Origin of the sequence: Sulfolobus sp. A20, assembly GCF_001719125.1 — an archaeon.
Lineage (GTDB): Archaea > Thermoproteota > Thermoprotei_A > Sulfolobales > Sulfolobaceae > Saccharolobus.
In genome coordinates, this window is sequence record NZ_CP017006.1 from 2,137,348 (window position 1) to 2,163,271 (window position 25,924).

A 25,924-nucleotide genomic window follows, 5' to 3' on the forward strand; every position below is an offset into this window, starting at 1 on the left:
TAGTAGTAAATACAAATATTCATAAACGATTTATTATTGATTAAGATCAGTATCATAGTCCTAAATTATTATTCAAGCGAATTATTTAAATGGCAACTCATAGTTTTATACTCAAAATTTATACTAGTTATATTTTTGCTTTTTATCGTTATACCATCTTACGAAATTTTAAAAACTATCAAGAAAATATTTAACTGAGATCAGAGTTGGCTGAGCTAAAGATTGTCGTTTCTATTAAGCAAGTTCCAGACGCTGACGACTTGAGAATAGATCCCGTAACTAATAATTTGGTCAGGGAAGGAGTTCCAGCGGTAATTAATCCTCCAGATCTTCATGCTATAGAGGAAGCTGTAAGGCTGAAGGAAAGATATGGAGGAAAAACAATAGTTATCACTATGGGACCATCCCAAGCAGAAACTGCATTAAGAGAAGCATTAGCTATGGGTATAGATGAGGCATATCTGATTAGTGATAGAGCTATGGCAGGAGCTGACACTTGGGCTACTTCATATACACTTTCTAGAGCTATTCAGAAACTTGGTGGGGCTGATCTAGTGGTATTTGGAAGGAGAGCTGTAGATGGAGAAACTGAACAGGTTGGTCCTCAAACAGCTAAATGGCTTGGAATACCAGTTATAGGATATGTTAGTCAAATAAAAAGTATAGATAAGGAAAAGATAGTTGCAGTAAGAACTACAGAATTTGACGAAGAAGTAGTAGAGGCTCCAATTCCAGCTTTAATAACAGTATTGGAAACTCCAAATAACAAGCCTAGACAGCCTGACATCATGAGCCTAATTAAGGCTAAAACGACTAAAATTACGGTATGGAATAAAGACGATATTCAGGCTGACCCTACAAAAATTGGTTTAGCCGGTTCCCCAACTAAGGTAATTAAAGTTAGTCCTCCACCGAAGACTAGGAAAGCTGAAATAATTGATGGTAAGAAAGATGTAGAAAAGGCAGCAAAATGGTTCTTAGATAAAATTTTTGAATCCCTTAAAGAAGAGGAGAGTAGCCTAAAAGAATACACTAAACCCAAGGCAAAGGTGAAGGTAAATTCGGAAATATGGGTTTACATAGATCACATAGGGGAAAAGCCGAATAGGGCATCGTTCGAAATAATGAGTGAGGCTAGAAGAATAGCTGATCTAATGGATACTTCGATGTCAGCTGTGATAGTTGGTGGAGAAGCTACTAAAGGTATTATACAAGAGGTCTTTGAGTATGGAGCTGATAAGGTCTACTTAGCTGAAACTAAGGGTTACGATTTGTACGACAACGAGATATATACTAGAGCTCTTTCAAAAATGATATTAAAGTATAAACCAGAGGCAGTCTTTTTCCCTGGTACGAGGAATGCTAGGGAATTAGCATCAACTACGGCAATTGAAGTTAATACTGGATTAATAGCTGACTGTACTAACTTTGACGTAGATGATAAGGGAGTATTATTATCAACTAGACCAGACTTTGGTGGAAAGGAGATGTCTACCATTATATGCCCTAGGCATAGACCAGTCATGGTTACAGTTAGGGCTGGAGTATTCATGCCATTGCCAAGAGTTCCCGGAAAGAAAGGTGAATTAGTAAGGGAAGAAATAGATGACCTTTTCACTAGGTTGAAAATATTAGATTACAAGAGGATAGAGAAGAGAAATGTATTAGCGGAAGCTGACATAGTTGTCGGTGTTGGAAGAGGAATAAAGAGCCCAGAGAACATAAAGATGTTTGAGGAGTTCGCTTCATTATTAGGCGGTGTTTTGGGAGTTTCAAAGCCTCTGGCGGATATGGGATGGTATCCTAAGGATAGGCAAATTGGGCAAACCGGTACTACTATAAGACCTAAAGTATATATTGCTTTAGGTATATCTGGGGCTGTGCAACATTTAGTGGGTATATTATCTTCAAGAAAGATAGGAGCTATAAACCTCGATCCATCTGCGCCTATATTTGAAAACTGTGATTTTGGAGTTATTGGAGATATATTTGAGATTGTTCCAAAAATGGCTGAATTGCTGAGAAATGAGAGGGGGAAGGGAAATGGAGTTTGACATAATTGTGGTAGGAGCAGGTCCTGCTGGATCCTCAGCTGCCATTACTGCTGCTAAGGGAGGAGCTAAAGTATTACTATTAGAAAGAGGTCCTGAGCCTGGATCCAAGAACGTTTCTGGAGCCATGATAAGGCTAGAAGACGTTCAATCAGCTTTTGATATATCATCGATCCCAATAGAACGTAAGGTAAAAAACGTTAAATTATTATTCCTTAGTGACTCGAATAAGACAAATATAAGTGTTAATGTACAATCTGGATTAGCTAATGTAACTAGACTGAAATTAGATAAGTGGATGGCTCAACAGGCTGAAAAGGCTGGAGCACTTCTCATTACTAAAACTGCCGCACTTGGACTAGAAAGAGATAGCGATGGGAAGTATAAGGTAATTACTGATAGAGGTAGTGTAAAAGCTGATAGAATAGTTTTAGCTGAGGGAGTAAATGCACTGATTTCTATAAGTTCTGGAATACGCCCAGATTTAAAGCCAGATCAAGCTGTTCAAGCCGTAAAAGAGGTTTATAGCTTGAATAAGGACGAAATAAATAAGAGATTTGGATTTAAGGCTGATGATGAAGGAGAAAGTTGGAGAATATTAGGAGTAGATCCAGTTCCATACGCAGGCTTCCTTTACACATATAAGGATGCTATAGCAATAGGTGTGGGAATTCCACTTACTATTTTAATAAGGAGGAAGATGAGTCCCTATACTGTTTTAGATGAGGTAAAAGAGAGAATAGGGTTTAATGAGCTAGTTAAGGGAAGTTCACTGAGGGAGTATTCAGCTAAGGTAATTCCAGAGCATGGATTTCCCTCGTTTAGAGCTTGTGTAGATAAAGTATATGTTGCCGGTGACGCATTAGGTCTTGTAGATCCACTAACCTTCAATGGGATAGGTCCTGCCATATCATCTGGCGTTATAGCGGGAAAGGCTGCATTGGAGAGTTACGAGTGTAGGAGATATGAGTCTGAATTAATGAGAAGTAAGGAAATAAGAAACGTAGTTAACGGTAGGCCATTAGTAAAGGAGTTAATCGAAGAAGAAAACTTTAAGTATTACGTAAGAACTATTAATGAACTATTACACTCTTGGGTTTATGGAGATGTTTCAAAGGTGAGGTTAGATATGCCAAGAATATTTAAGCATTTATTACTAGGTATGGGGGTGTTAAAGTCATGAGAATTGAAGAGAAGTTGTATACATTAAGATATAAGAAAGATGAGAAACCTCATTTAGCTATAATTAATCCTAGTGAATGCCTTAAATGTGCAGAAGTAAATGGGGTACCACAGCCTTGTATAGCGGTCTGTCCAGCTAACGTGTACTCTTGGATAAATGATAAAATAGTAGTAGCTTATGAGAACTGTGTAGAGTGTGGGGCTTGCAGAATAGCTTGTCCTTATACCAATATATTGTGGAAATATCCTAGATACGGTTTAGGAATAGCTCTTAGATATGGTTAAAACTCTGGATATAATCTTCTTACACCCCTCACTTCGAGTAAGTATATTTTTCTATCATCCATGGCCCATTCTATATTTATATTCCTTTTGAATATATTTTCGATAGCTATCGTCATGTTAGCTATTCTAATCGCGTCTTGGTCTTTCAAACTTTCCCTTATTCCCTCTTCTCTATTTAGATCTACTCTCCTAATTCTCTTACCTTCAAAATCGTAGACTAGCTTATGACTCTTCTCTGATATCCTTTTGCTAACTAAAGATCTAGTTGATTTGCTTACAATATATTGGTCAGGTGTTACCATTCCCTTAGTTACGCTTTCTCCAAGCCCAAAGGCCGATTCAATAAAAACGTAATCACTTTCCTCAGTTATGGGGTGAATTGAGAAAGACGTTCCAGCTACGATTGGGTTAATCATCGTCTGGACTAATATAGCAATCTTTGTAGAATTTTGGGTTAAAATTCTATAAGCCACAGCTCTAGGATTGAAATAAGACGCAATTACTCTTTTAACGCTTTTTATGAGTTCTTCTCTATCTACAAACAAATCAGTTTCATATTCACCAGCGAAACTGGAACCACTTAAAGGAGATGTCACAGTTGCTCTCACAGCAACGTACTTCGAGTTTAGTCGATCATACATTTCATATATCTCCTTTTCCATGTCCTCTGGTAATTTGGTATTAATTATCATCTTTTGAATATACTCACTTTTTCTCTCTAAATCTGAAGTATCATTAAGGTTAACTGAAGATAATATTGAACTTATCTCATCTTTGATGTCCTTTATTGACTCCTCTACCGCTCTTGATGATATCACGAAACCGTAAGGTATATCAAAGCCCATTTTATATAGCTCCCCCAAATAAGCACTTTTCCTTCCAACTACTGAGATCATTGAAAGATTTATTTCATTTAGAGGATAGGTATACTTCATATTTTCATCTCATAGGCGTGGCTTAAAAAGATTCCCTCAACTAGTTCATATCAGTTTTAAACTTTGACAAAGACAAGCCTCTAGGGCGAAAGAGGAAGTCAGTTCTTTAATAGACTCCCGTAGAGAAGAGCGCTTCAAACCACAGTAAAGGCATCTCTCTAAGGTTAGATAATTCTCTCTTCATGGGTATAAATGTTGAAACTTCTTCCTCTTAAAAATCCAATTAACGAAACTCCTGCAGTATTAGCAATCTCGACAGCTAAGCTGGATGGTGCAGAAATACCACAAATTATCGGAATACCCGCTTTTATCCCCTTACTAACTATCTCATATCCTATCCTTCCGCTCACTTGCATTATATAAGAGGTTGAGGGTATTTTTCTCTCCAACAGTAATTTCCCTACTACCTTGTCTACTGCATTATGTCTTCCTACATCCTCGTACAAATATACTAATTCCCCAGACAAGGTAAATAATCCAGTTGCATGTAATCCTCCGGTCACATTAAAAATATTTTGTCTTTCTCTCAATTTTTCTGGTAGGGAAAAAATTACATCTCTTCTCACTTTAGCGTCACTCTTTATGATGTTTATAGTGTATAGAAAAGCTCTGCCGCATACACCACAACTTGAATTCACTATCAAGTCCCTTACTTTGACGTTGTTCTTCTTGTTAAGCCAGATGTATATTATATTTTGTTCTTTTTGGGCAATATCTATTACATCATCCAAATTGTTAATTACCCCTTCAGAGTATAAGAAACCTAAAGCTAACTCTATATCATTACCTGGCGTTCTCATTATTATCGCAAAGGTTTCACAATCTTTATCGCATAACTTTATCTCTAACGGTTCCTCCTCTGCAATGTAATCTTCATCTAACGTATCTACGCTATCCTTTACTCTCTTAACATTAACCTTCTTTACTTGCACTGCCTATCGCCTTTAGTATTTTTAGGACTAGAAATAATCCCCTTTTCACATCTGGGTCATTTAACTGTCTGAGCAAATCGCCTAAACTAATATTATCCTCCACCTTTTCCTTCCCGCTTAATACCGAATATATCACGTTAGTGTTCCTTATTAACATTGCGTTCTGTTCAGATAGAAACGCTAAGTTTTCATCTAGCTTGCTCACTATCCCCACTAATAATGGCAGTATCCCAGATTTATGAAGCATGTCTATGAGCTTTAATAACTCCTCTAATGCTTCTCCACTTTCCATTAGTCTCTCGATTACTCCGTCAATGGTTTGAACTCTTCCCTCTTCCACTTTTTCTCCACCTCTATTCCAATTTGTCTCTTTCTCTCTTTTACATGAAATCTCCAATTATCTAAAGGTAATGGTGTTTTTCCTTTACCTTCTTCAATCTTTTCAATAACTACTGGTGTATCTTTATACCCTGGAGTACCACTACCTTTATCAAAAACTTGTCCGGTTAAGTTATTCACTCCATTTGAAGGATCAGAAGCGAACAGTGGTATGAATATTTCTTCTCCTTGAACCCTCTCACTTACTATGGCTCTTGCCTTTATTTCTCCGCCAAACTTTGATTTCACTAGAACTAAGTCGCCATCCTTTATTGAATACTTTGTAGCCAATTCCTTAGATATTTCCACAAATGTCTCTGGAACTTTCTTCATTATACCTTGTACTCTCCTAGTCATATTTCCAACATGGAAGTGTTCCAATATCCTACCCGTATTTACGGTAATTCTATGTACTTCATCCTTTAACTCTGGTGGTTTCCACTCCAAGGTGTATAGTTTAGCTTTACCATCTGGCATTGCAAACGCATTTACGTACAATAATGGAGTATCAGTCCCATCTTCATTTACTGGCCATAGAAGACTCTTAAATCCTTCTAGTCTTGAATAATTAACACCGGCAAATATTGGACATAACCTAGCTATCTCATCCATAATTTCTGAAGGATGCTTATACTTCCAATTAGCTCCTAAAGCGTTAGCGATCATTTGTATAATCTCCCAATCTGGTTTAGACTCACCTAAAGGTTCTAAGGCCTTATAAAACCTTTGTATCCTTCTTTCCGTATTAACGAAAGTACCATCTTTTTCTAGACTTGCGGTTGCAGGTAATATAACATCAGCTAATTTAGCAGTCTCAGTCATGAACATATCTTGAACTACAAGGAAGTCAACCTTCTCTAATGCCTGTCTTGTTAGAGGAGTTCCACAATCAACCATTACTGTATCCTCACCAACTATATATAAAGCGTGTATTTTTCCTTCCAATACCCCCTCAATCATTTGAGGGATTTGTAAACCTACTTTTCTATTTAGCTTAACTCCCCACGCATCTTCAAATTTTCTCATCACATTTTCATCATCTATCTTCTGATAGCCTGGCATATAGTTAGGTAAACATCCAAAATCACTTACTCCTTGCACATTATTATGTCCTCTCATTGGATACGCTCCAGTTCCAGGTCTTCCATAATTTCCAGTGATCAATAGAAGATCTGAGATAATTGTTGAAGTATCTGCCCCACCCAGATGTTGAGTTACGCCCATACCCCACAATATTGATACGCTTTTCGCTTCATGTATCATTTCAGCTAACTTTATTATTTGTTCCTTAGGAACGCCAGTAACACTCTCTACGTAATCTAGTGTAAAAGCTTTGATATACTCTTTAAACTCTTCAAACCCATTTACTCTCTTTTCAATGAACTCCTTGTTCTCCCAACCTTGATCTAATATATACTTAGCAACACCTGCTAATACAGCAGCATCAGTACCCGGCTTAGGTTTGATAAACAAGTCAGCCCTCTCAGCCATCTCATGTTTCCTAACATCAATTACCACTATCTTAGCCCCCCTAATCTTTTGGGCTCTCTTTATTCTACTACCTGCTACTGGATGACTCTCAGTAGTATTATGACCTACGATTATTATTAAATCAGCATTTTCAATATCCTTGAATGTTCCTGAATCAGCACCAAATCCGACAGTTCTCCATAAACCGACAGTAGCTGGAGCTTGACAATATCTAGCTGAGTTATCTACATTATTAGTACCTATCACACCCCTAGCTAATTTCTGAAGGAGATAAGCTTCCTCATTGCTCATCTTATCAGATGCAATGAAACCAATGGAATCTGGGCCATATCTTTCTTTTATCTCACTAAGTCTTTTGGCAATATATGAAATAGCTTCTTCCCAAGTAGCTTCTCTAAACTTATCCCCTTCTCTTATTAAGGGTTTCGTAATTCTATCTGGGCTGTTTACGAAGTCCCAGCCGAATTTACCTTTAACGCAAGTTAGAATCCCATTAGCTGGAGACTCTGGTTTAGGCTCTATTTTAAGTATTTTCCTTCCTTTCGTCCATACTTCAAATGAACATCCTACTCCACAGTATATGCATACTGTCTTAGTCTTCCTAATTTGATTCTCCCTAGCTTTAGCTTCTATCTCACTAAAGGTCATTAATAGGCTGAAGTTTTCCTCAGCTCTTCCGATTGCCTCTATAGCCTTTTTCTTCAAGTCTCTATTCATCCACGTAAAATATCCCGCCTCGCCTAACATTGATTTCTCCATTAATGCGTTTACTGGGCATACAGTTACGCAAGTTCCACAATTCACACACGAGGAATTACCTATTGGATTCCCATTATCCCATACTACTCTTGGTGGATTCAGATCCCAGTTGATCCATATTACCTCATTAACAGCAAAATCTTGACATGCTTCTACACATCTTCCGCATAAGATGCATTGTGAAGGATCGTATACGTAAAATGGTCCAGTATCGTCAAGCGGATAACCCTTATCAATGTATTTTTGGGAATTTATCCCTAATTTTATCACAGCTTCATGTAGAACACAATCCCCGTTATTATTTTCACATATACTACAATATAATTTATGATACTTTAAGATTCTGGAAACAGCCTCCTCTCTAGCCTTTTTAGCCCTAGGACTGTCTACTGATATGTTCATTCCTTCCCTCAATTCAGTGGAACAGGCTCTGACTAGTTTGCCGTCCACCTCTACGAGACATGAGTCACAGCTGTTTATTGGTACTAGCCCTTCATTATAACATATATGTGGTACATAAATTCCATTTTTTTGAAGCAATGATAATATGGTTTCTCCTTGATTTGCCACATACTCTTTATTATTAATACGTACTCTGATCGACACAAGTAATTATTTACTTAAACGATTAAAAGGTTAACCCATAAATAGGTTAAAATTTTAATAAATATCTAATCTGTTAAATATTATTTGGTAAGAATGTACAAAATTACTTATTTTTAGAGAAAAGTTAAAATAAGATATTAAAAAAATTTAATAATTTCTAAAGTGGAAGATGGAAGCCTAAGGCGAAGTTTAGGGCTGCAGCAAAGGTTAAATACATTAACCAAGTTGCAGTGACTAAGTGCCATAATCCCTTTACTCTGGTCCAAGTATCTGACTGTAACAGACTTGCAGGTATATCTGAAATGTATACTAAGGCTAGTAGTATGAACAATATCATAACCGGAAAATCTCTGGCTATGAAGAAGACAGTAGCACCTATTATTGAGATCCAGAGGAAAGCTATAGCCATGTATCCATCAACCCTAGCATCACCACCTACGTACTTGTTTATCCCTAAGGCAAACCAGTGAACTCCATAAGCGGTAAACGCTAGCGCTGCCATATATGTTACTGGGCTAGATTGGAACGCGTTGAAAATAGTTAATCCTAACCATAGAATAATACCAGTAATGAATTGCAGAAACCCAGGCATCCATATTCCCCACTGTCCTAAGGAGTGATTTAGCGCTTGAGACTTTTCATTAGGATATCTGAAGAATTCTACTCCTCCATAGACATAATATCCTACTCCTAGACCGAAGAAACCTACCGCTATTGGAGGTAAAGGAGATGCCATAAGTAGTAGTAAAGTAAGGGGAAATATAAAAGATTAATCTATTAACATTAAATCAGTAAATAATTTATATGTTAACATATTAACTTTGTGACCAACCAGAATGAAAGGCTAGGCAAATAAAGTTAATTGTATATAAAATATACGAGAAACTAAATGTTGCAAAGGTCTAGGACAAGAATCACCCTAATTTGGTGAGAGCGAGAAAGTATTCTGTTCATCTTTTCACCCAACACAAGTATCTCATCCCAAAATACTTTTCAACAGTAAATAAAATTCATTTATAGCAAAGCAACAAAATTGTTATTTACACGTATTATTGACAGAGTTGTATGTCATGTATTGAAATAAGTGGCAAACTAACGGTTAGATATGAAGAATTTTCTTGTAGCAACTATTCCACAAATTATCGCTTTCCAAATAATTATGCTTGAATTCATCTAAAGCATTATTTTTGTTGGATTATATATGTTAAAGAAAATTTTCAAAATATTTTGTACGTTTCGTATAAAGTGCGGTATGGTATTAAAACGGTTTGATATCGCCGTAATTTATTGAGGTAGAAATACATTAGGATCATTTAATTTTGTTGACAGTGGGCTAACGTAGGTACAAGCAATTAATGTGCATCTATTTTCATCTTCACATTCAAAGATTCCATATCCGCTATCACACAACAAGGTTTTTCTAACTGTGTAGAACTTTCTCTTTGTAAGACTCATAATTTATCTTAACTTAATCCAATATATAAGCTTTTATAAATATTTTAGTACTATTACATTTATTAAGTTATAAGGTAAAAAATTATTTTTACTATATAATATTCGGTATGCTTATTAACCGTTAAATAATCTAATGTTATATGAACTACCGTTTTTACGTAAAGATCCTTATAATATTAGTTGTTCTAGCATTAGTTGATTATCTGGCAGGAGTTATTTTAAAGGCATTAACGTTTATTTTTCCTAAAATAGCACCCTATTCTTCAGATGTATTTACTGCAATAACAGTAATAGTTATAGCTGTAGGAGGATATTATATTATTAGAGCCGTTCAGAGCGTGTTTTACCAATACTTACTGAATAGAGTTGAGAGAAATGTAGCGTCAACTATTAAGGTAATAATTGATGTAGTCCTTTATACAATACTTGTCATGGTAATATTAGCAGCGTTAAAAGTAAACTTAACGGGAGTATTAGTAGGAGGTGCAGTAGGAGGTATCGTAATAGGTTTAGCCGTCCAGACAATTGCTCAAAACATTTTATCTGGAATATTGGTTACGGCTAGTAGGACGGTTAAACAAAACGATGCCTTATCGTTGTCCTCATGGATTTGGGGATCTCCTATAGTTGGTGAAGTAGTAAAAGTTTCTTTATTATTCACTGACGTTAAGACGACAAATGGTAATCTTGTAAGAATACCTAACTCAGCTTTTCTAGGGAACACGGTATTCCAAAAATTGGAGTCAGAGAATTCACTTATTTACCCGTATCAATTATTAGTTAATGCTGACGTACCGGCTAACGATTTACTTCAGCTAGCTAACAGTAATATTCAAGATTCCTTTGCTAAAGCTAGATATAAAATTCCGCAAGTGTTCTTTACGGGGAAAAACGGTGGTACAAATTCATTTACAGTTATTGTTCATTTTGAAAGAATCGATCAACTTAACGAGATATTGAATTTAATAAATCAAGCCTTTGATAAGGCATATTGGGAATTGAAGAAAAAACAGTAAGATAAACAAGTAGTTTGAAACACATTTCAAATGGTATTAGATACTATCACAAATTATGTTAGAGCTCTCTTCTAGTGCAGGATATATGATAAAAAACTCTGGGAGTTATCGTATACAGCTGATTAGAGTAATAAATCTAGATTAGTTTATTTGCTAATTACCGCGGTTTTCTTTTATAAACTGGAAAAAGAAAACCTTACAAAATAAGTAGAGTCTCGCCCTTAAGGGCGGGGAGGAAATCAGCTTTCGAGACGGAGAAAAGGTCAGATAATTAACGTTAAACGATAGAGACGTAAAGTTTAAGGTTTCCTAAATAATAATGTCCTTCATCGATATCTCAATGATAAAAAGAACAGTAAACCTCGCCCTTTAGGGAGGGGAGGAGGTCAAAATAGTATAGTTTCTCTTGTGAGCTATTTTATTTGTATTCTTAAAGATTAATTGAGAAATCACTACTTTTCTCCTATACCATCACACAATTGAGTAACAATTCATCAAATAGATCTTTTATTGCGAAGAATCTCTCATAAGATTAATTTCCGATAATTTATAAAAACTGAGAAAGATTTTCCTAATAAGTAATTAGAAAGTATAAAACCATATAATGCTTATATGAGATGAGAGCCTTGTTAAAGGCAGTTTTCGTAGATTTCGGTAATACATTAGTTGGTTTTAAACCAGTGTTCTATGAGAAGGTTCATCAAGTAATGAAGGATAATGGGTATGATATTGAGTTAAGGAAAGTATTTAGAGCTTTCGTAAGTGCTATGGCTAAAAACCAATATCCTAATAAAGACGGACATAATCCAGTGGACATGAGGGAATTTCTTTACTATCTAAAAATATATCCAAGGGAATCATTACTTAATGCATTAAGTAGGGCTGATTTGAGAGATGGTGAAGCTTTCATTTACGACGACACAGTAGAGTTCTTGGAGGGGTTGAAGAGCTTAAACTTAAAGATTGTTTTAGTCAGTAATGCATCTCCCAGAGTTCAGGATTTGTTAGATCAGTTTGAGTTAAGAAAATACTTCGACGGATTGATACTATCATATGAGGTGCGAGCAGTAAAGCCTAACCCCAAGATATTTAGTTATGCAATTTTAAAGGGAGGTTATCCCGCAGTTCACATCGGTGACATCTACGAATTAGATTATGTTGGAGCTAGAAGATGCTACATCGAATCTATACTGTTAGATAGGGAAAACTTATATCCAGAAATTAAGGATAAGGTTAGGAATTTAAAAGAAGCCCTTAGAATAATAGAAAAGAAAGCAATCTAATTTTAGTACCTTATAGCTAAATGAAGTTAGATTTTTAACTAACTATTAAGATTTCCACTTATGTCATTGTCAACACTACTTGAACCAATAAAGATAGGAGACGTTCAAGTTAAGAATAGGTTAGCAATGTCACCGATGATAAGTAACCTAGGCACGCCTCAAGGATATCCTAGTGAGGCTCACATAGCATATTTAGCGGAGAGGGCTAAGGGAGGAGTTGGACTGATAATCACGGAATACACTTACGTCAATAACATCGATGCTAGGGGCTCAGTGAATGAATTAGGACTTTACTCAGATGAATTAATCCCAAAGTTCATGAGATTAACTGAGGTAATACATGCATTGGGAAGTAAGATTTTTGTTCAATTAGTTCACGTTGGTAGAAAAACCAGAAGGGATATTATTTGGGGAAATAAGCCAATAGCACCAAGCCCAATACCAATAATGGATGAAGTAAGGGAAATGAGTAAAGAGGATATAGAAAGAGTCAAGAACGACTTCATTAATTCAGCTATTAGAGCTAAGAGGGCTGGATTTGATGGAATAGAGTTACATGGAGCACACGGTTACCTGATAGCACAATTCCTGTCTCCAGCTACTAATCGTAGGAGTGATGAATATAAGGAAGGTGTTAGGTTTGTTGAGGAGATTTTAAGAGGGATAAAAGAGAAAGTAAAAATCACAGTAGGAATAAGGTTGAGCGTTACTGAATTTGACGAACAGGGATTGAATCCGGAGATTATTGCTGATATAAGCAAAAAACTTGAGAAAGCAGGAATCGATTACATACATTTGTCAGCAGGTAGAGATGGTCCATTGTCTTCTAGTATGCCGTTCTACTATGATAGAGTATCCTTCTTAAGGGAGGCTAAAATAGTTAAGGATGAAATTAACATTCCATTATTCTTAGTTGGCTCAATATTAACTTTAGAAGACGCTATAAAAGCTAGAGAAGTAGCTGACGTTGTAGTGTTAGGTAGGCAACTATTGGCTGATCCTTATTGGCTTAAGAAGAACATTAAGGGTCTACCTATAAGACCTTGCATTAGGTGCAACCAACTGTGTAGGGGTGTAGTATATAGAGAAGTTAGATGTGATGTTAATCCAGAATTAGGCTGGGAATCATTACCTCCTCTAGAGAAAGGTAAAGGAGAAGTGTTTGTAGTTGGAGGAGGAGTGATGGGGTTAGAAGCCTCTAGAGTGTTAGCCCTAAGAGGATTTACAGTAACTTTGTATGAGAAGAACGATAAGTTAGGTGGACAATTCTTACTCTTTAAAGATCCGTGGAAGGTAAGAGAATTCAGTGAACTTATAAACTATTATGAAAAGGAATTGAAAAGGCTGGGAGTAGAGATAAGACTTAATAAGAAATGGGAGTGTAGTGACGATAATTGTATTACTGCTATCCCAGATTATGAAATACCTCAATTGCCAGAAGTAAAGGGGGAGAAAGTGTTAATTGACTCAAATATTTACGCATATCATGATTACGCTTTTGAATTAGCTAAATATAATGAAGTATATATTACAGAGAGATCATTGCAAGGATTGGACAGAACTAGGCAATACTTGCTAGAGAATATGTTGATTAAAGCTGGAGTAAAGTTTGTAAAAAGTAAGGATAATATGAGATTTGATTTAGAGATTACAAAGTTCCTAGATGATCAGCCAACAATAGGTAAGTCTATACAGAAAGGATATTGGCTAGGAAGAACATATACAACCTTTTCCACAGCATAAACCTTTTTCTATTTGTAAAAATTTTATTTTATACTAATTTTATTAAGTATTTTTGAAAACTTAAAAGGAGAATACTATATAAAGATGGTTCCATTAAGTGAAAAATCTTCATGTAATTAAGTTTAACTATATTGTGAAAATCTTTAGGGGGAGTTCAAGTCTGACTTCCTCCACGTCCCTGAGGCTTTCCTCAACTTTGTAAAGCAAACTTCTAACGATTCGGAGGAAGCCCTTTCATGAATATACAAGTTCCTTGGTATTTTTAAGCCAAAATCGGAAAGTAATACTAATGTTTATTATCTAGAAACCCTTTTAAGCATTCTTAGATAAGCTTATAAATTAGAAAATATATTTATACATTAGGTGATATGTATGATAGGATTAAAGATTAGTAAGAAAAAAGAAGAAGCTAGTAATGGAAGTAAAATCTCATCAAACGCTCCTCTTTACGATATTTCTAGGCTTCCAGAAGAGTATTTGAGAAATGAATTCCCAGAGGAATGGAGAGCGTTAAATAAAGAAAAGAAATATTATAACTTTGTTTGGTATTCCTAAAGCGATTAAATATTTTTCATATTCTGATCATTTTCTCTTAACTCCGCTTTTACACTGTTTATTCTATAGTATATATTATTTTGAACATTATAAAATGTAGTCTTAAGCATTTAAACGTTTTTAGACCTTATAGAAATACCTTAAGTTATACTTGAGTTAAAACCGTAAAGTATTTTTAAGAGAGTAACATAAGGTAATCTTGAAGAAATATGGCAACAGTAAAGTTCAAGTATAAGGGAGAAGAGAAGTCTGTAGATATTAGTAAGATAAAGAAGGTTTGGAGAGTTGGCAAGATGATAAGCTTCACCTACGATGAGGGTGGAGGAAAGACTGGTAGAGGAGCTGTTAGCGAGAAGGACGCTCCAAAGGAGTTATTGCAGATGTTAGAGAAACAAAAGAAGTGAAGCTAAGAGGAGTATATAGTTAATTTAAAGTGATTTTTTTTTAAATTTTTGTGTTTTTCTTATATTTCTAACGATTAGATCATAATAAAAACATATCATCATTACTGCTCAGTCCTGGCCACTCAAATCATCTAATTATATGGTAATGAAAAGTTATTAATAAAGTATTAGTGAATTTATGATGTTCAAAAGGCGATAAAGGAAAGACAAAAACATTATGAACCAAACATCTAATAACTTAGGAGGATGTTAAACTAATTTTCTAGAGAAATGTCTTTATGTACTCCTAATGAGATCTTGACTTAATTAATTATGAAAATAGCGTGTTAAAAAATTTCCTAAGGGTAAAATTTCCAAACAAAAATAAGTATTTCCATGTTCTTAACACAGGTATTTAGGCAAAAGATTTATCTATCGATAATAGGGTTAAAACTATTTATTATAAAACATCTTGAAACTATTATCACTTATACCAAGGGCGATAATAGTACCTCATAGAAGGAATTTATGAAGTAAGTTTCTTCATAAGTTCATAGAAGTTTTCATAAGGATGTATCGGGTACACGTCTACGGTTACAGAATGTCCCAACTCCTTAGTTATTGGTAAGTTCTCTAGTATTTCATCTAACTCTTCATGAGATCTGACATCTAAGATAGCAACTACTTCTCTCTTTCCGCTTACCTTATAAAGCCCTTTAATAGTTCCAGATTTAACAGCTGAGAGTGCTGCTTCAGCTTCTTTTCTCCAAATTTCCATTAACTGCTTCTGACTTAAACTTTCGGGCTGTTTAACCTTAAACCAAAGTAGAAACAACATATTTTATTCATATAATAAACTATGTTTCAAAATAAAAGTTTATAGGCGATAAAAGACTTTGTCTAAAATCTCAAAATCACTAACCTTCCTCTAAGTGAAGAATTCGAGGTTTTTTAGGCCGACTTCCTTCCGACCTAAAAGGCAAGGCTTTCCCTACTTTGTAAAAATTAAGGAGGAGGTGAATTAAGTGTTTATGACTTTTACACGTATATACCTTAATACCTCCACTCCTAGTATTGAGAAACTCATCGCTTAAATTGTAGAAGTCTTAAGATATAACCTAGTAATGAAGGAAGGATAGACCTTGCTTTTTAAGGTAGGGAGGAGATCAGAAAAATAAGGCTAAGAATGTTAGTTGGTAAGGGAACAACTTTGAACGTGACGTGGAATTTTATATTATAATCTGGTTATTACGTGAATTCAATAATATTTTAATTTTTAGAATCCCTAATGTATACGTATGTGCAGGATGTTCTCATATTACGGACGATCATCTAGAAAAGTAAGGGAATTATTAGACTGCTTAGTTAAGTCAGCAAAAGAAGATAAGCTGTATAATAATACTAGTCATGGTGACGGCTGGGGATTTGTACTCTTGACGAAGGATAAAATATTTCATTATAGGAGTTTAAATCCTATATTTGAAGAGATTAGCGATGTTGAAAGTGACTTTCCAATAAAAATTAGCGATGAAGAAATGATGATCATTGCTCATGCTAGGCAAGCTTCTGATAAATCCTTAGTCAGTTCTTATTACTCACATCCTTACTTAGAGTCTAATTCCTCATCTATTTTCTTCTTAGCCCATAATGGCTCTGTTAATAAGGAAGGGATAGCAAATGAATTGGGAATTTCTGCTGAGAACATGGTGGATAGTGAGTTAATACTAAAGTATATAGAAATGAAAGGCGTTGATAGTATAAATGATTTGAAGAAGTTTACCAAATCATCTCTCAATTTACTATTATTGGAGATTAGAAGAAAAGAAAGGCAAGCCATACTTTACTATCTAAATTATTATGATAAAGGTTACGTTGAAAAAAGGGGTATTAATAAAGAATATTATAAACTGTATGTTAATGAAGACGATGACGGTATTTCTGTTTATTCATCTACCCTAGCCTATTATTGTAAGTTTAATAAGCAAAAGCCATGTGAAGAAGGAGAGCTAATTAAAATAGGAGGTATGAGTTTAAAAAGTATTTAGATTACTTCTTCCTCTGGTCTACAAACACTTGAAGCTTATAACCAGTCCATAATGTCTGCCCGGGCTTTACCCATTCTATTTCAACGTCATCTGGGCTTACGCCAATTCTACTCCCCAGTATTTCCCTAGCCTCCATATCGTATTTACCATCTACTTCATTCCTTCTGGTCTCTATCCTAATTTTCAATTTATCCATTTGATTATCATATACAATTATGTTAAACATTCCAGTAGTATCTGGAATTTCGTTTACAGCATCTTCAACATAAATTGGTAATAATAACTTACCTTTTACAGTAAACATCCACTCAACCCTACCCGGTATTGGTTCAGCAAATCTCATGTGAGTAATTCCATACTTGGGGTCTGGATCAGTTATGAACTCGTTCTTTACGTAATCACCTAAACTATAACGTATTAATGGCATTGTGAAGTGGTTGAGTAAGGTAGCTATTAACTCACCCCTCTCACCTTCAGAAGCTGGTTCACCAGTTTTAGGATCTACTATATCAAATATTTCCATATCCTCCCATATAACTAATTGTCCCTCTAACCCTGGAACTTCAATAGCCATATGCCCATCAGTAGTTCCCCAAACGCTTATAGCCAATTGAGCATTGGGATGCACTTTAAACAATTTCTTCTTAGTGTTTTCAGCAGCAGCTCCTCCATGTAGGAGTAATACCTTAAATGGAGTTTCCCATCCTTCTAGTTTAGCTTCTTCTCCTATTAACCTATGTAACCATGGTGTAGTGGCAAATACGTCAACTTTCCATAGTTTTAGTACGAGATTATGTCTATTCTTCCAACTGAAGTAAGTTTCTCCACCCCCAGCTATTGCTGTAGCTCCACATCTATTTGTAGCAGTTTCAACTACTGGAGGACCCCAGCTATAGAATCCGCTCATATTCAAATAATTTGCGTAAACCCTAGTTGGTTTAACTTCAGCGAAAGTCCATAAGTATCTAGCCTGACCCTCTTGAAAATAGTCTAACTCCAATCTACCCCAGCCTTGAAACGTTGGTATACCGGTTGAACCTGAAGTAGCTCCGACAAAACCTATATACTTCGATAATATTGGATGGAAAATAGTTCCAAAAGGAGGATTTTGCTGAAGGTCTTTTCTGATCTCCTCTTTTCTAAGTATAGGTATTTTTACAACATCCCTCCAGTCTTTAATGACCTCTGGCTCAAATCCTTTTGATTTCCAGTATCTTCTATAGAATTCTATATTATCCCAAGCCCATTTAACTATCAATTTTAGTCTGAAGGTCTTCAGTTTATCTAGCTCTTCTCTTTTCATAGTCATAACTCTCTTGTTCCACAAGATCTCTGAGGGATTTGGGGGATAATCAGTTCTAATGAAACCTTGATCTCTCAATTGGGAGTGAATCGCTCTATACTCTTCTAACGACATTAAGATATTTTTGTTTAGGGGGTTCAAAAAGTTTATGCTTTTTATGAATTACCAATAACGAATATGCAGTAATAAAATATATTTGTTACAAAATATTCATTGTACTACGCAATTTCTCTTCCTCGCCACATTAAAAATAAATATTTTATAGTCAAAATCAATGTGTGCGATTACTCCCATTTGCTCTATTAACGTTAATAATATTTACAATCGTATCAAGTTCTGACGTTATATACTTTTATCCTACTGAAATGCATGTATCTGATGTAGATGTTATAAATATCTATTCGTCTAACTATACAATTTTTATTATCTATATAACTCAAAGAATTTCAATACGCTTTATAAATGTTGAGTCCTATATCTCTCCCTCATACAATTTGTCTATACATTTGACTACTTTCAATCTGAATGGTTGTGACGTAAATACTGATAATATAAGCTTTAACGTCCCATATAGTTCTAAGCTTTACCTTATTCCAATTAAATATACCATATCAAATACAATAAAGCAAATCTCATTAATTTTTAATAACATTCAATTTAATCTGGTCAATAATGGAAACCCCCAGAATGAAACTTTCCAGTTAGCAATTACTAGAAACTACTATAATTTGAATGTAAGCTATTTAACCTCTAATAAGGACTATTATGCCAGTATCCTTCTAATGGCTGTTATAAATATAAAAGGAGTAAATTACGTTTATTTCTGGAATATTACAATCAATTCAATCACAATGGCTCATCCACATTATGAAAGCGTGACAGAATATCAACTGGATTTGAACGAAATAATTAACATTCTAAATACTTTGCAAGCTGGGTAACGGAGTAAGTACTCCCCCATTAAGTTTATCCTTCTCTATCGCCTCAGCTATCTTTTCTAGCATATCCACCTTATAATCGTTAATTTCTCTAAATTTACTCATGAAGATCTTTGGAATGAAGGGAATTACGACTTTTAGGTCAAAGTTTAGCTTACTAATTTTTGAAGTTATACTTTCTATGTCCTCTGGATAAGGAGGAACCATGTTTACTACTAATATTCTCTTCTTAGATTCCCCTCTTCCAGCTACCATTAATAAACTATCTAATGAACTTACATCGCTAACGTATATAGTTATGTCAGTCTTTAAAATCTCGTTACAACCCTTCTCTGGATAAATTGGGCAATCAACTACTATGTAACTATAATCGTTGTTTCCCTCGAAAGCATCAATATAAGAGGAGTTATATAAATCGATAGATGTTACTTTTAAGTTCTGCTTATTCTTAAGAAACTTTTCATATAACTTTACTAAGTAACTAGAATATTTTAGGAAGTCTGAGTCAACTAACATTACCTTATATTTATTGCTAAAGAAAATTGATAAATATGTCGAGATAGTAGACTTGCCTACTCCACCTTTAATACCGGTAACAGAAATTGTTGTCATCTTTATTCCCCATACATCATCCTTTCCTCATTCTTAACAATTTCTGCTTCCTCTATGCTTTTAGCTAAAGTTAACTTTATTCCATCATCTATGTTTAAATACTTTATCTCTCCATCCTTGTTGATATAAGCGACGTATTTCTTCCCAAACACGACTGTCTCCGTTGAAGGAAAGAAGACGTTAAGTCTTTCATCATTGCCAATCATCACTTTACCCACTTGTAGGACTCTATCATTAGTTAAAGCATATTTAACACCAAACCTATCAAAATAATTCGTCAAGGCATTAATTACACCTTTTTCATAAACGTCGTTCACTATTCTCTCTAATAAGGTCAGCCTACCAACTGGTAACCATGATGCTCTGGTTATTGAGTTTAATATAGAAATTATTATCGATACTATCATTAAGTAAAAGGGAAAGGTGAAAGATTCTTCAGAAGGGAAGAATATGTAAAAAGCACCGTTTGGAGTTGGTAGGACAGAATAACCGTGAAATGATAAATATCTCTGTTGAAATATCAAAGAGTTTATAATCATCGCTAAGCCTAAAAGTGAGGCAAGAGTTGAGGAATAAAGAGAGTACTTACTAGATCTCCATACTAGAGGAATTATGAAAGATGTAATAAGAAATACTAAGGCTGATAAGGTTAATGGAGATATTAATGTAAACGACCTATTAAAGAAAAATATTTCAAAACCCAGAGGCGTAAGATACTGTGAGTAATTTATACTTTTTAAATACCAAATGGGAAAGAATACCCAACTCAATAACCCTATAACAATGATAATAGAATAGATAATCACTTCAGCCCTTGCCTTCATTTGCCTATATTTAATTTGCCTATTTTTTTAAAATTTTTCTTCTAATAGTGTTATTTAGACTCGTCAATGCACTTTGTATCACTCATGACGTGTATAACTAAACTTTCGCTAATGTCATCCTCTTATAAAATTATACTAATTATTAAATTATTGAAATCTTCAACTCAAGAGAATAACTCTATCTTATAAAGCTGGAAACTAGCGTTTTGAGGCTGCGAGAAGTACTCTTGAATGTTTAATACTCCACTAATATAATATGCGTAACCTGGCTGTATTTGTTTTTCATATACTACACCGCCTTCTTTCATGAGGTTTACGGTTAAGTTAATGCAATGCGTTCCTACGGGTAGACTCAAGTTAAGATCAACTAAATTTATACCAGCTACTGTCTCAGATAGATTAGCGTTTGTGATACTTAGGCTACGTATGCATAATAGTGTTATGTTAACTGGGTTGAAGATATAAAGTGTGATATTAGCAGTAGAGTTGTTGTATACGAATTTAACTACTTTTATGTCGAAATAAATTTGAATAGGTACCGTTGAGGAAAAGGTTATGTAAATAGTGTTTCCCTTCATTATACCTTTTAAAACACCCTCGATTGAAACAAGCGAGAATGAAGATAAAGAATAAGTTATTGGAAAAGATACGTTAAAAGTATCGTTATATGTAGGTGTAACGTTAGTGTATTGGCCAGTGTTAACAATTTTTACATACCCACCAGTTATATTTATCGGATAGGTCTCGTTTTGAATTTTAATTGTTACGTATAATTTACCATCGCTAGTGTAAGCTCCTAAGATATTAGCATAAGGCGGATAAAAAGTTCCATATTTAACTGTAAATCTCTTCGCATAAAACGTTGAAAATAAGGCTAATATTAACATGATTACAATTAGGATTACGAAGACCTTGGTATTATCCATTATTCAAAACTAAATTAGATTCTTATTTAAGCTTAATTCTTTATCTCTATGTACAGACAACTTAGTTTCACATAAATCAACATTGTTTGTGTAGCTTTCATTCTCATAGAAGTATATATGTAAAGATTGAGCAAATATATGTCATTTCATTTAAGAATAATATGAGGTTATAGCTTATAGTTTTACTTTATTTTCCTTTAATAATCGTGAAGACTGAATATTAAATCCTATGAAATAGTTAGATATTGTATTATGTTAATCTTCCTTTAATGATAGTTATAATGATAAATCAAGATTCATCGGAATTATATAAAACGATCTAGGTTAAGAATCACGTTTTTTCATAGCTGTTTTTTCAAAAATCTTAAATATAGAAGAGAATTTTGGAGTATAACAATGCTAAGCCCTAGATTTAAGAAGTATTTAATACCCCTTATTGTAATCTTAGCAATATTGCCAGTAGTCACAGCAGATGTAATATACTACTATCAAGGGCAAATCAATGTTTATGCAACTTCTTCGCCCATTACGATAGCTGTAGGGCCTAATGGAATGGTTAAGTTACCAAGTGGAAACGGTTACTATGTTAACGTGGTCTCAACTAAAGGTACTAATTCCTTCACTGCATATGTTAATATAACTAATTCATCGTACGATTACTATTACCAGATAGTTTCCCTAACAGTGTCATCTACTGTAAACTTATACATAACTAATACGACGTATACTTATTATTCCTCTAGCAACCCAATTAATAATGCGTACATAGTAATATACTCAACTTCAGGATCATACGTAAGTACTATTCAAATTATCAATAAGGGTAATGCTGTCACGACTTCTACTCCAATTTCATTACCTTCCGGTAGTTACTATATATCCCTACTGATACAGCCTAACACACCATTACCTCCAGCTAGTTCAAGTGCAATAGCAACTATTACTGTCTACTTAGGAGCTAACGTAGCATCGTCGTCAGCTGTACCGTTGCCCCCTACATGAATAATCCTATACCACTTCCACCTCTATAAGGTAAAATTTTTAGTATTCCTTTTATACACGAAAAAGAATACCTCGCGGAGAGGAGTAGGTCAGACTTAGATTAATAATTAACTATTTTCTAATCAAAGTTTTTATACTATTGCAATATCATGTTTCACCTAATGAGGCTAGTTATATCTTGCATGGATAGGAGGTTAAATCATTTTTTAAGGGAGAATTATTCTGACTCTATAGTAGTGAGAAATGCTGGAGCAAACATGTTATCATTATCTAAAACTTTAGAAAAGTATAAGAACATGATAGATGAGGTAATAGTCTTACCTCACACTGACTGTGGGGCGATGAAAGTAGTCTTTTCATCTATAAAAGAGGGAAAGAAGATTACATCTATAGTAGAGGACAAGTTAGTAAATCAATTTAGAGATAAGGCATTTAATACCTTATCAGAATTAGAGAGATTAAATCTAGAAGTTCAAACAGAAAATGCTAAGAAAATTTTTGTAAATAAACCTATAAAATCCGAGATAATAGACATTAATAAGATTAAAATTCCAGCTTCAAATCAGCCTTATTCGATTTACGTTACAACTCCAACAACACCATTAGACTTAAGCTCTAGCACTTACGTAGTCTCAGCTGAAACCAATGATATATGGGATAGTCTTGACATAGCCATCTACGTTATGAAGATAAATAATGTGATAGTAAAAGACGACAAAGTGGCTGAGAAGATAAAATCAATATATCCATCAGTAAACGTTATTAAACCATCTTAATCTTATTTAAGCTCTTAATTATTACACTTGTAGGATCAGGGTATTTAGATAGGGCTAAGTGAAAATCATCAATTCTTGACGCACTGAAAATTAGAGCTTCAATCACAGCTTCCTTAGGTATTTTTAACTCCTCAGATATTTCTCTTATTTCCTTGCCCTCAGAGATCATCTTAAGCACCTTAGTAACTTTCACATCTGTTCCTTGAACGTTTGGATTATATTTATCGCTATTCAAATCAAGGTATTTATAGTTGGATGGTTCTAAATGTTGTTTTAATTTCTTGTTAATTCTCGGTTTTACTATTCCCATCTTTAAAATTTTTATACTGTCTATAGCGTATTTAGCACACTCTTGAATTTGGCGAGAGTTTATCTGACCATGAAACGCTTCTATCACTTCTTTAAACGTCATATCCTTTGCTAGTTCACGAATTACGTCTTCTGGCTTAATTAAAGTTCCTGCAATCACTGGTCTTCCAAAATGTATATCTCTGTAAACTACTATGTCATAGTAGCCGGGTAACTCCATGATAAAAATTCCCTATTAGGACTATTAAAGATTTTTCTCTAAAAGTATTCTCTATTAGACAAGATATAAGAATTTAGAAAGTATTATACGTGTGTGGACAACAATTTCGTCCAACTCTGTAAAATTTTATTTATACAATGGATTTAGAGTATATTGTAAAGGAGTATTTTTCAGCCATCTCGTCATTGTGTTTCTTGTTGAGTTAGGTGAGTGTTAAGAAATCAAACCCATTCATCTACTGGTCCCAATAAATGAGTTGCCTCACCCAAAATACATTTCCATAATAAAGAAAACTCAATTTATTTCAAAACAACCGAATTGTTGCCTACACTACTTAAAAGGCGAGGTTTGTCATTCTTTTTATTATTTGGAAAATTGGAGGCTACTGTTAGTATAATTTCCTACTGACCTTCTCTCTGCCATAAAAATGTGAGGTTTGTCTTTTCTTTATCATCTCAAACTTGATGTACACCTTAATAATGTAAGTTATAATCTCTGATAAAAAAGGGCTTTTCTACTACTATTATAAATGTTATGTTCTAAAATAAAAATTATGAAATATTAGAGTAGATTCTCAAGAACTCCTCAGTATGTGAAATAGCCTTAAAGTAATCCTCAATTTTGATGTTTTCATTAGGTGCGTGAGCATTAGAATGATAACCCCCAACTCCTATGGCACTTACAGCGTCCTTAATTCCTAGCTTATTTACGAATAATCCCATTGGTTGGGTACCAGCGGAATTAGGGATCACTTGGGGCTCCACTTTATAAACCTTCTTCGCTGACTCAATCATAGCCTTAACTACTGCAGAATTAGGTGATGTTCTAACAGGATATTCGAAACCATGAGTTATGATTTCACCCTTAAATCCAACTTTCTGTAAATGCTTTTTCAGAAGCTCAAAGATTTTATAGGGATCTTGGTTAGGGACTAGTCTAAAATCAAGTTTTGCGAAAGCCTTATGAGGAACAATAGTCTTACTACCCTTTCCAGTGTATCCACACTCAAACCCATCTACATTACAAGTAGGATAAGTTAATAGTGCTTCAGCGATCTTCTCTTTTTCCTCATATTTAATCTCCTTAAAACCTAAATTAGCCTTTAACTCTTCTACATTTATGTCATATTTTCTAATAAGTTCTTTTTCCTCAATACTTAATTCCCTTATGTCATCATAAAAACCGTCAATAAGTACCCTTCCGTTGGAGTCAACTAAACTATCTATTATTTTCATTAAATCAATGCAAGGATTCCTAACTATAGGGGCATTAGATGAGTGTAAATCCCTCATACCGTAATCTAGCACTAATTCAACGTAAAGTAAACCTTTAACTCCTAGAACTATTTGAGGTCTTCCTTTAGCGTCTAATCCAGCACCTTCCATTATTACGCTATCAGCCTTTAACTTGTTAGCATTTCTCTCTATGTAATCTTCTAAATTAATACTTCCAATTTCTTCTTCTCCCTCATACAAGAGTTTTACATTAACGCCTAACTCGTTTTTATCTAATAAGTGCTTAATTGCAAAAAGTCTAGCCATTAATGTACCTTTGTTATCAGATGCTCCCCTAGCGTAAATTTTACCGTCTTCAACAGTAGCAGAAAATGGTCCGTACTTCCATTCATTTAATGGATCTACTGGCTGAACGTCATAATGATTGTAAACTAATAGAGTCTTCTTTGCTTTAACGTTAATCTCAGAATAAACCACAGGGTGTCCTTTAGTCTTCTCCACGTAAGCCTTTACTCCTAACACCCTCTCTACCGTTTCCTTCAAATAGTTTGCAGTCTCTTCTATGCCTTCCCCGGTAGCAGAAACTGAAGGCATTTTAAGAAATTGAATTAACGTATTTAATTCCTCTTGTTCCATATAAATACGTATACATACTCTTTTATAAACTAAAGTCATAAGTT

General features: G+C 34.5%; 25 protein-coding genes. 12 read left to right on the plus strand and 13 right to left on the minus strand.

Going from position 1 to position 25,924, the window contains the following annotated elements; genetic code table 11:
• The first annotated feature begins 206 nt into the window (after positions 1-206).
• The 3 genes from BFU36_RS11140 to BFU36_RS11150 are packed head-to-tail and all read left to right on the plus strand — an operon-like array spanning position 207 to position 3,518.
• The gene (locus tag BFU36_RS11140) at positions 207-2,054 is read left to right on the plus strand and encodes an FAD-binding protein (protein ID WP_069284097.1); all 1,848 of its coding nucleotides are present in this window, start codon (positions 207-209) and stop codon (positions 2,052-2,054) included.
• A complete protein-coding gene (locus BFU36_RS11145; protein WP_069284746.1) occupies positions 2,044-3,234 on the plus strand; it encodes an NAD(P)/FAD-dependent oxidoreductase in 1,191 nt (396 codons plus the stop codon). Before BFU36_RS11140 ends, BFU36_RS11145 begins: the two co-directional genes overlap by 11 nt.
• Complete coding sequence (locus BFU36_RS11150) at positions 3,231-3,518, plus strand: ferredoxin family protein (RefSeq protein ID WP_069284098.1); 288 nt, start codon at positions 3,231-3,233, stop codon at positions 3,516-3,518. Before BFU36_RS11145 ends, BFU36_RS11150 begins: the two co-directional genes overlap by 4 nt.
• On the opposite strand, the gene BFU36_RS11155 is transcribed toward BFU36_RS11150, so the two are convergent.
• The 6 genes from BFU36_RS11155 to BFU36_RS13880 form a co-directional block, all read right to left on the minus strand.
• On the minus strand, positions 3,515-4,453 hold the full coding sequence (locus tag BFU36_RS11155) for a PEP/pyruvate-binding domain-containing protein (protein ID WP_069284099.1): 939 nt from the start codon (positions 4,451-4,453) through the stop codon (positions 3,515-3,517). The genes BFU36_RS11150 and BFU36_RS11155 overlap by 4 nt on opposite strands.
• A gap of 164 nt (positions 4,454-4,617) precedes the next feature.
• Complete coding sequence (fdhD, locus tag BFU36_RS11160) at positions 4,618-5,385, minus strand: formate dehydrogenase accessory sulfurtransferase FdhD (RefSeq protein WP_069284100.1); 768 nt, start codon at positions 5,383-5,385, stop codon at positions 4,618-4,620.
• Positions 5,366-5,725, minus strand: a complete 360-nt coding sequence (locus BFU36_RS11165; protein WP_069284101.1) for a DUF1641 domain-containing protein — start codon at positions 5,723-5,725, stop codon at positions 5,366-5,368. The genes fdhD and BFU36_RS11165 overlap by 20 nt, the downstream gene beginning before the upstream one ends.
• A complete protein-coding gene (fdhF, locus tag BFU36_RS11170; RefSeq protein ID WP_069284102.1) occupies positions 5,689-8,619 on the minus strand; it encodes a formate dehydrogenase subunit alpha in 2,931 nt (976 codons plus the stop codon). The genes BFU36_RS11165 and fdhF overlap by 37 nt, the downstream gene beginning before the upstream one ends.
• Before the next feature lie 157 nt (positions 8,620-8,776).
• Positions 8,777-9,355 (minus strand): hypothetical protein, encoded by a 579-nt coding sequence (locus BFU36_RS11175; protein WP_069284103.1) that lies wholly within the window; start codon positions 9,353-9,355, stop codon positions 8,777-8,779.
• A gap of 548 nt (positions 9,356-9,903) precedes the next feature.
• Complete coding sequence (locus tag BFU36_RS13880; protein WP_156770076.1) at positions 9,904-10,074, minus strand: hypothetical protein; 171 nt, start codon at positions 10,072-10,074, stop codon at positions 9,904-9,906.
• 140 nt (positions 10,075-10,214) lie between these two features.
• On the opposite strand from BFU36_RS13880, the gene BFU36_RS11180 reads away from it, so the two are divergent.
• The 5 genes from BFU36_RS11180 (at position 10,215) to sso7d (ending at position 15,075) form a co-directional block, all read left to right on the plus strand.
• Positions 10,215-11,090: a mechanosensitive ion channel family protein gene (locus tag BFU36_RS11180; protein ID WP_069284104.1), complete on the plus strand. Its 876-nt coding sequence runs from the start codon at positions 10,215-10,217 to the stop codon at positions 11,088-11,090.
• Positions 11,091-11,716: 626 nt separating this feature from the next.
• Positions 11,717-12,373, plus strand: a complete 657-nt coding sequence (locus BFU36_RS11185) for an HAD family hydrolase (protein WP_069284747.1) — start codon at positions 11,717-11,719, stop codon at positions 12,371-12,373.
• 60 nt (positions 12,374-12,433) lie between these two features.
• On the plus strand, positions 12,434-14,116 hold the full coding sequence (locus tag BFU36_RS11190; RefSeq protein WP_069284105.1) for an NAD(P)-binding protein: 1,683 nt from the start codon (positions 12,434-12,436) through the stop codon (positions 14,114-14,116).
• A 372-nt stretch (positions 14,117-14,488) separates the two neighbouring features.
• On the plus strand, positions 14,489-14,671 hold the full coding sequence (locus tag BFU36_RS11195) for a hypothetical protein (RefSeq protein WP_069284106.1): 183 nt from the start codon (positions 14,489-14,491) through the stop codon (positions 14,669-14,671).
• A gap of 209 nt (positions 14,672-14,880) precedes the next feature.
• Positions 14,881-15,075, plus strand: coding sequence for a chromatin protein Sso7d (sso7d, locus tag BFU36_RS11200; RefSeq protein WP_069284107.1), 195 nt, complete (start codon positions 14,881-14,883; stop codon positions 15,073-15,075).
• Between the two features lie 505 nt (positions 15,076-15,580).
• On the opposite strand, the gene BFU36_RS11205 is transcribed toward sso7d, so the two are convergent.
• A complete protein-coding gene (locus BFU36_RS11205) occupies positions 15,581-15,892 on the minus strand; it encodes a muconolactone Delta-isomerase (protein ID WP_069284108.1) in 312 nt (103 codons plus the stop codon).
• A gap of 460 nt (positions 15,893-16,352) precedes the next feature.
• Here BFU36_RS11205 and BFU36_RS11210 point away from each other — a divergent pair, with 460 nt between their 5' ends.
• Complete coding sequence (locus BFU36_RS11210; protein ID WP_143576837.1) at positions 16,353-17,099, plus strand: class II glutamine amidotransferase; 747 nt, start codon at positions 16,353-16,355, stop codon at positions 17,097-17,099.
• A gap of 1 nt (position 17,100) precedes the next feature.
• On the opposite strand, the gene BFU36_RS11215 is transcribed toward BFU36_RS11210, so the two are convergent.
• Entirely contained in the window at positions 17,101-18,516 is a 1,416-nt protein-coding gene (locus BFU36_RS11215; protein WP_069284110.1) for a phenylacetate--CoA ligase family protein, read from the minus strand.
• Positions 18,517-18,680: 164 nt separating this feature from the next.
• On the opposite strand from BFU36_RS11215, the gene BFU36_RS11220 reads away from it, so the two are divergent.
• A complete protein-coding gene (locus tag BFU36_RS11220) occupies positions 18,681-19,343 on the plus strand; it encodes a hypothetical protein (RefSeq protein WP_069284111.1) in 663 nt (220 codons plus the stop codon).
• On the opposite strand, the gene BFU36_RS11225 is transcribed toward BFU36_RS11220, so the two are convergent.
• The 3 genes from BFU36_RS11225 to BFU36_RS11235 all read right to left on the minus strand — a co-directional run bounded on the left by BFU36_RS11225 (position 19,320) and on the right by BFU36_RS11235 (position 21,702).
• Positions 19,320-19,952, minus strand: coding sequence for an AAA family ATPase (locus BFU36_RS11225; RefSeq protein WP_069284112.1), 633 nt, complete (start codon positions 19,950-19,952; stop codon positions 19,320-19,322). The genes BFU36_RS11220 and BFU36_RS11225 overlap by 24 nt on opposite strands.
• A 2-nt stretch (positions 19,953-19,954) precedes the next feature.
• Positions 19,955-20,776 carry a hypothetical protein gene (locus BFU36_RS11230; protein WP_069284113.1) on the minus strand — a complete coding sequence of 274 codons (822 nt, stop codon included), beginning with the start codon at positions 20,774-20,776 and terminating at the stop codon, positions 19,955-19,957.
• A gap of 164 nt (positions 20,777-20,940) precedes the next feature.
• Positions 20,941-21,702, minus strand: a complete 762-nt coding sequence (locus tag BFU36_RS11235) for a hypothetical protein (RefSeq protein WP_069284114.1) — start codon at positions 21,700-21,702, stop codon at positions 20,941-20,943.
• A gap of 396 nt (positions 21,703-22,098) precedes the next feature.
• On the opposite strand from BFU36_RS11235, the gene BFU36_RS11240 reads away from it, so the two are divergent.
• Positions 22,099-22,704: a hypothetical protein gene (locus BFU36_RS11240; protein WP_069284115.1), complete on the plus strand. Its 606-nt coding sequence runs from the start codon at positions 22,099-22,101 to the stop codon at positions 22,702-22,704.
• Positions 22,705-22,865: 161 nt separating this feature from the next.
• A complete protein-coding gene (locus BFU36_RS11245; protein ID WP_231961140.1) occupies positions 22,866-23,480 on the plus strand; it encodes a carbonic anhydrase in 615 nt (204 codons plus the stop codon).
• Here BFU36_RS11245 and BFU36_RS11250 read toward each other — a convergent pair.
• Together BFU36_RS11250 and BFU36_RS11255 are read right to left on the minus strand one after the other, a co-directional pair.
• Positions 23,467-24,009 (minus strand): DUF433 domain-containing protein, encoded by a 543-nt coding sequence (locus BFU36_RS11250; RefSeq protein ID WP_069284117.1) that lies wholly within the window; start codon positions 24,007-24,009, stop codon positions 23,467-23,469. The genes BFU36_RS11245 and BFU36_RS11250 overlap by 14 nt on opposite strands.
• Before the next feature lie 551 nt (positions 24,010-24,560).
• Positions 24,561-25,880 carry a M20/M25/M40 family metallo-hydrolase gene (locus BFU36_RS11255; RefSeq protein ID WP_069284118.1) on the minus strand — a complete coding sequence of 440 codons (1,320 nt, stop codon included), beginning with the start codon at positions 25,878-25,880 and terminating at the stop codon, positions 24,561-24,563.
• Positions 25,881-25,924 lie beyond the last annotated feature (44 nt).

What these genes read in the sequence shown, in the direction of transcription:
- BFU36_RS11145 (WP_069284746.1), top strand. Translation starts at nt 2,044, where the DNA reads ATGGAGTTTGACATAATTGTGGTAGGAGCAGGTCCTGCTGGATCCTCA.
- BFU36_RS11150 (WP_069284098.1), top strand. Translation starts at nt 3,231, where the DNA reads ATGAGAATTGAAGAGAAGTTGTATACATTAAGATATAAGAAAGATGAG.
- BFU36_RS11155 (WP_069284099.1), bottom strand. Translation starts at nt 4,453, where the DNA reads ATGAAGTATACCTATCCTCTAAATGAAATAAATCTTTCAATGATCTCA.
- BFU36_RS11175 (WP_069284103.1), bottom strand. Translation starts at nt 9,355, where the DNA reads ATGGCATCTCCTTTACCTCCAATAGCGGTAGGTTTCTTCGGTCTAGGA.
- BFU36_RS13880 (WP_156770076.1), bottom strand. Translation starts at nt 10,074, where the DNA reads ATGAGTCTTACAAAGAGAAAGTTCTACACAGTTAGAAAAACCTTGTTG.
- BFU36_RS11180 (WP_069284104.1), top strand. Translation starts at nt 10,215, where the DNA reads ATGAACTACCGTTTTTACGTAAAGATCCTTATAATATTAGTTGTTCTA.
- BFU36_RS11190 (WP_069284105.1), top strand. Translation starts at nt 12,434, where the DNA reads ATGTCATTGTCAACACTACTTGAACCAATAAAGATAGGAGACGTTCAA.
- BFU36_RS11195 (WP_069284106.1), top strand. Translation starts at nt 14,489, where the DNA reads ATGATAGGATTAAAGATTAGTAAGAAAAAAGAAGAAGCTAGTAATGGA.
- sso7d (WP_069284107.1), top strand. Translation starts at nt 14,881, where the DNA reads ATGGCAACAGTAAAGTTCAAGTATAAGGGAGAAGAGAAGTCTGTAGAT.
- BFU36_RS11205 (WP_069284108.1), bottom strand. Translation starts at nt 15,892, where the DNA reads ATGTTGTTTCTACTTTGGTTTAAGGTTAAACAGCCCGAAAGTTTAAGT.
- BFU36_RS11210 (WP_143576837.1), top strand. Translation starts at nt 16,353, where the DNA reads ATGTGCAGGATGTTCTCATATTACGGACGATCATCTAGAAAAGTAAGG.
- BFU36_RS11215 (WP_069284110.1), bottom strand. Translation starts at nt 18,516, where the DNA reads ATGTCGTTAGAAGAGTATAGAGCGATTCACTCCCAATTGAGAGATCAA.
- BFU36_RS11225 (WP_069284112.1), bottom strand. Translation starts at nt 19,952, where the DNA reads ATGACAACAATTTCTGTTACCGGTATTAAAGGTGGAGTAGGCAAGTCT.
- BFU36_RS11230 (WP_069284113.1), bottom strand. Translation starts at nt 20,776, where the DNA reads ATGAAGGCAAGGGCTGAAGTGATTATCTATTCTATTATCATTGTTATA.
- BFU36_RS11235 (WP_069284114.1), bottom strand. Translation starts at nt 21,702, where the DNA reads ATGGATAATACCAAGGTCTTCGTAATCCTAATTGTAATCATGTTAATA.
- BFU36_RS11240 (WP_069284115.1), top strand. Translation starts at nt 22,099, where the DNA reads ATGCTAAGCCCTAGATTTAAGAAGTATTTAATACCCCTTATTGTAATC.
- BFU36_RS11245 (WP_231961140.1), top strand. Translation starts at nt 22,866, where the DNA reads ATGAGGCTAGTTATATCTTGCATGGATAGGAGGTTAAATCATTTTTTA.
- BFU36_RS11250 (WP_069284117.1), bottom strand. Translation starts at nt 24,009, where the DNA reads ATGGAGTTACCCGGCTACTATGACATAGTAGTTTACAGAGATATACAT.
- BFU36_RS11255 (WP_069284118.1), bottom strand. Translation starts at nt 25,880, where the DNA reads ATGGAACAAGAGGAATTAAATACGTTAATTCAATTTCTTAAAATGCCT.